Below are 5,438 nucleotides of genomic sequence, written 5' to 3'. Positions count from 1 at the left end.
GGTGTTTCAGCCTGATCTAAAACAACAACAAGTTTTGGATTAAAACTCAATACCTGTCTTACAATTTCACTCCCAATTGAACCGGCACCTCCGGTTACAAGTATCGTTTTACCTGCTACAGTTTCACTTATATTTTCGTAGTCAATTACAATTTCTTCCCTGTTTAAAAGATCTTCTATTTCAATTGTTCGTATTTGAGAGTTGATATCTTTTTTTTGATGTAATTTTTCAACTCTTGGCACATTATAGATTTGAATACCATCTTGAAGGCACTCATCAACAATTTTATTTTTTTCTTTTATCGAAAGTGAGTCTTCAATGATTAACAATCCGTTAATATTATAGTTTTTAAGTTGACTGCATAGTGAAGAATTGGTAGTTATAACAGGCTTGTCGAGTATCCTTAAATTTTTATAAGCCTTCTTTTGTGATATAAAGCCTACCAGTTCAAAGGGTTGTACAGATTCTGTTTGTAAAGCTTCTGCAATTGAAATGGCCTGATCGTCAGTTCCGTAAATAACGACTCTTTTTTTAAAACTTCCACGATGCTTTTTGACCTTGAGTAATCGATAAAGTTGTTTTACAAGTAATCTGAAAAACAGCAGCAGCGAAAAGGAAAAAAAAGCATAAAAAATTAAACCGGGCATTAAGTAAATTTTATGCCCTGTAATAAAAAATACAGAGTAATTGATGAGCAAAGAAAGTAGTAAGGTACTTGATGCAGCTAAAACAAGTTTGGCTATATCTGTAAAAGTCGAATGCCTGATTAAACCCGAATAGGTTCTAAAAATAAAAAAGAAGGAGAAATTGATTACAAACAAAAGACCTGTTTGTTGAATTATCGAAAGCCTTGTATAAAGAGGGATATTTAAATTCTGTAAAATAAAATAAGTGAGCAACATGGAGAAAACCAATATCAACGAATCTATCATAATTACAATCCACCGTGGCAGATACCTGATATTTGTAATACCTATCTGATTATCCCCTTTATAAATTAGCAGTAATAATTTGTTCTTTAATCCCTGAAACATAAACTAAATTAAATATTTAAACCTATAAACCCATTAAAAAGCTGAGAATTCAAAAATTTAAACAAAAAAACTGTTTAAAACTTCCCGAATTCTTTTTAAATCTTGATTGTCGATGTTTGATGCTGAAGGCAAACACAAACCATTTTCAAACAACTCTTTAGAAACTTTCCCGCCATAGAATGGCGCATCTTTAAAAACTGGCTGCATATGCATTGGCTTCCATAGAGGTCTTGATTCAATATTCTCCTTTTCAAAAGAAATACGAAGTTTTTCAGGGGATAAACCTTTGGATTCAGTTTTATCAATTGTGATACAACTCAACCAATGGTTTGAAAAATAGCGATCATTTGGCTCTCCAAAAATAGTTACACCATTCGTTTTTTCAAAAATTTTATTATAAAACTTATTTATTTTTCTCCGCTTTTCCACATGGTTATCAAGTACTTGCATTTGTCCTCTTCCTATACCTGCGCAAACATTACTCATTCGGTAATTGTAGCCAATTTCGCTGTGCTGGTAATGGGGTGCATTGTCCCTCGCCTGGGTGGACAAAAAGATGGCTTTTTCTTTGACGGCCCTGGATTTAGTCACCAATGCTCCTCCCCCTGATGTGGTGATGATTTTATTTCCATTAAATGACAATATGGAAATGTCTCCAAAAGTCCCACATTTTTTGCCAGCAAAACTACTTCCCAATGCTTCGGCACTGTCTTCAATTATGGGAATTTCATACATATTTGCAACCTCTCTCACTTTATCAACCTGATAAGGCATTCCATAGAGGTGTACTGCAATTATGGCTTTGGGTTTTTTTCCTTTTTTGATTCGGTCTTTAATGGCTTCTTCAAGAAAGTGGGGACATATATTCCAGGTTTGAACTTCACTGTCAACAAACACAGGTGTTGCCCCTTGATATACTATAGGGTTTGCCGTTGCCGAAAAAGTCATACTTTGGCAGATAACCTCATCACCTGTTTTGACACCCAATAAAATTAATGCAAGATGCAAGGCTGCTGTTCCTGAACTAAGTGCTGCAACTTCAAAACGTTGATTTTTTGTGGAAAGGTAGTCAGACAAATCATTTTCAAAACCATTCACATTTGGGCCCAAAGGAGCTATCCAGTTAGTTTCAAATGCTTCATGAACAAAAGTAATCTCGTTTCCGCCCATATGCGGTGAGGACAAATAGATTTTTTTCTTTTCCATTAAAATTCAAAGTGATAAAGCTCGTCTGTAAAATTACAAAACTAAATCTGGATATAACCAGATTTGAAATATTGATTGACAGAAAAAATGCATTCTGATTAAATATAGAATGGTGGTTATTGCTTTTTCAAGTATACTCAGGAACTTTCCCGACAACATTTCTATAAAAAGACTTTAAAAGAGGGTAATCCATTTCATAACTTCCTGTGGTTGTGAAAGGTAATCCAATACTTACTGTTTTTTTATTGTAATCAAATGCCATACATACAATGGGCACACCGGCATTGTGAGCCATATGGTAAAACCCCGATCGCCAATGTTCTACCTTCTTTCTGGTTCCTTCAGGAGCTAAAGCCAATCGAAATTCATCGCGGTTGTTGAACATCTCCGTTACTTGTTGAACAGTATTTTTGTTTGATTTCCGGTCAACAGGAGCTCCTCCCATCCATCTGAAATACCAGCCAAACGGAAGCCTGAACAGCTCTCTCTTTGCTATAAAGTTGATGTTGATGTTAATGATTTTTCTGACCAGAGCGCCAATGTAGAAATCGTGCCAGCTTGTGTGGGGCACCACGATAATTACACATTTTTTAATTTCGGGTGGCAATGTTCCTTCAATCTTCCAGCCCAGAAGTTTGTAATAAATAAAAGACGCCAGCCACCTCATTTTTAAAGTTTTCGATAAATGGATTTTAGCTTTTCCGGGGTAATATTTTCCTGCCAGTTGGGTCCCAGCGCATTTTCCCATAAAGGAACCAGGCTTAGTGCTACCCTGACCATGGTATCCATTTGATCATCAGTAAGGTTTTTACAAATTCCATTTGGAAGAAAGATATCGTGTTTTTTGACCATTTCCCTAAACATGGCGACACCTTCAGGATAAAACTCATCAAGATGGCCAAACACGATGCAATTGCCAATACCGTGTTTGGTTCCCAATACAAATGACAAGCCATAACTAAGTGCGTGAGCCACACCCACCTGTGAATAGGCAATGCTCATACCGCCATGCCAGGAAGCCATCATTAGTTTGGCGCGGGATTCTTCATCACTCAAATTTTCGCCTAAAAATATTTGCTTACACAAATCAAGTGCTTTTTCACCATAGCTTTGGCTAAACGCATTCAAAAAAGTTCCCGACAACGATTCCACACAATGAATATAACAATCCATCCCGGTATAAAACCATTGGTTTTTGGGCACACCCACTGTCAGTTCAGGGTCTAACACTACTTGATCAAAGGGTGTAAAATCACTGTTAATGCCCAGTTTTCGCTCCGGACCACTCAATACACAGGTGCGTGACACCTCTGCTCCTGTTCCGGAAATGGTGGGGATTCCCACGTGATATACCGCCTTGTTTTCAACTAAATCCCAACCTTGATAATCGGCTGCACTGCCCGGGTTTGTCAACATTATAGATACCGCTTTAGCGAGGTCAAGCATACTTCCCCCACCTATTCCGATGATGCCGGAAGGCAAATCATTAAAATCTTTTTTTAAATCACCTACAATTTCATCAACCTGAGAAGTTTTAGGTTCTTCCGCAGTTGAAACAAATTGAATTCTGTCAATGTTCTTAACCGGAATGCGGTCTAAAAGTGCCATATTGCCTTTAAAAACATCGTCCACCAAATAAATCATTGGCGAATTTTCTTTTCGCTGTGGCTCAAGTATGACTGCCAGTTGGTCAAAACTTCCGTTTCCAAAAATCACTTTTGGAACCATAGGGAAATTGCGATAGGTGTTATTGATGCCTTGTTTTGACTTCTGCATCATTAAATTGGCACGTTTTAAATCTTCGGGAGTATCAATTTCAACACTACGCAAATTGGATACCGCCATTTTTATGTTTTTGCCGTATTCAAGAAAACGAATGCACTCTACCTTTTCAGTGGCTTCCAGTTCACCCATTGGAAGTCGGTAAAAATCAAGGATAGCTTGTTTTCTGAAAGCATAAATGCCTTTGTGCTTGTAGTATTTCACCCTGATGTTTTTATCACGTGGATAAGGAATGGGCGAACGGGAAAAATAAAGTGCAAAATTGTTTTTATCCACCACAACTTTGACCGTGTTGGGGTCACTGATTTCTTTCCAGTCTGATATTTCGCTCATTAGCGAAGCCAGGTCAATTTTTTCAGTATCCTCTCCTTCAAAAACCTTAAGTACTTTTTCCAACCCTTCACGGTTGGTAAAGGGTTCATCACCCTGCACATTTACTACTATATCTATATCGAGACTTTCAACGGCTTCAGCAATGCGATCGGTGCCGCAATCGTGCTCTTTGACACTTCTGATGACTTTGCCGCCATTTGACTTTATTTCGTCAAATATGATTTCACTGTCTGTGACCACATACACCTCATCAAACAAACCTGTGTTGACAGTGGCCTCATAGGTAGTTAAAATAACACTTTTACCGCCTAAATCCTGCATCAATTTTCCGGGAAAACGGGAAGCAGCATAGCGCGCAGGTATCATCGCTATCACTTTTAAAGACTGATTTTTCAAAAGAAACTGGTTTTATTTAAAGAAACTCAAAAATAAGATAATATTGTGTATTTCCTACGAAAAGAAAAAAAATAGAACTCATCATTTAAACTTGATTTTAAAAAAATAGTTCAGTGAATTTAATCACATAGAAACTTTTGAACTATCAATTTTAACCCTAAACTTTATAACCATAAACTATAAACAATAGAACCCCACCAGTTGTTAACAAATTTCGTTTTATATCGATATAAATAATTGTATTTTTACCCTGAATTTTTTAAACTATCCATGGGAAAAATCATTGCTATTGCAAACCAAAAAGGTGGCGTTGGTAAAACAACCACATCAGTCAATCTCGCTGCTTCGCTTGGTGTTCTTGAGAAAAAAGTGCTGTTAATCGATGCTGACCCACAGGCCAATGCTACCTCAGGTTTAGGTATCGATGTAGAGAGCGTTGAAGTGGGCACCTACCAATTGCTGGAGCACAGTGCGAGTGCCAAAGAGGCCATCATGAAAACTCATTCACCAAACCTGGACATCATTCCCTCACATATCGACCTGGTAGCCATAGAAATTGAACTGGTTGATGTGGAAGAACGCGAGTATATGCTGAAAAAAGCCGTGCTGGACATTAAAGACGATTACGATTTCATCATTATAGACTGTGCCCCTTCACTTGGGCTTTTAACGCTCAATGCACTCACG

5 protein-coding genes are annotated in these 5,438 nt (G+C 37.5%); 1 reads left to right on the top strand and 4 read right to left on the bottom strand.

Going from position 1 to position 5,438, the window contains the following annotated elements; all coding sequences use genetic code 11:
- The 4 genes from AC6F75_RS09165 to kdsB all read right to left on the bottom strand — a co-directional run.
- The coding region (locus AC6F75_RS09165) for a polysaccharide biosynthesis protein (RefSeq protein WP_500714704.1) at positions 1–1,034 on the bottom strand (1,034 nt) is incomplete at its 3' end.
- A 57-nt stretch (positions 1,035–1,091) separates the two neighbouring features.
- The gene (locus AC6F75_RS09160) at positions 1,092–2,240 is read right to left on the bottom strand and encodes an aminotransferase class I/II-fold pyridoxal phosphate-dependent enzyme (protein WP_500714703.1); all 1,149 of its coding nucleotides are present in this window, start codon (positions 2,238–2,240) and stop codon (positions 1,092–1,094) included.
- 127 nt (positions 2,241–2,367) lie between these two features.
- On the bottom strand, positions 2,368–2,907 hold the full coding sequence (locus tag AC6F75_RS09155; protein ID WP_500714702.1) for a 1-acyl-sn-glycerol-3-phosphate acyltransferase: 540 nt from the start codon (positions 2,905–2,907) through the stop codon (positions 2,368–2,370).
- 2 nt (positions 2,908–2,909) lie between these two features.
- Positions 2,910–4,721 carry a 3-deoxy-manno-octulosonate cytidylyltransferase gene (kdsB, locus tag AC6F75_RS09150; RefSeq protein WP_500714705.1) on the bottom strand — a complete coding sequence of 604 codons (1,812 nt, stop codon included), beginning with the start codon at positions 4,719–4,721 and terminating at the stop codon, positions 2,910–2,912.
- 300 nt (positions 4,722–5,021) lie between these two features.
- On the opposite strand from kdsB, the gene AC6F75_RS09145 reads away from it, so the two are divergent.
- On the top strand, positions 5,022–5,438 hold a 417-nt coding region (locus tag AC6F75_RS09145), incomplete at its 3' end, for an AAA family ATPase (RefSeq protein WP_500714701.1).

This window comes from Planktosalinus sp., assembly GCF_059864935.1.
This window is presented reverse-complemented; position numbering and strand designations above follow the sequence as displayed.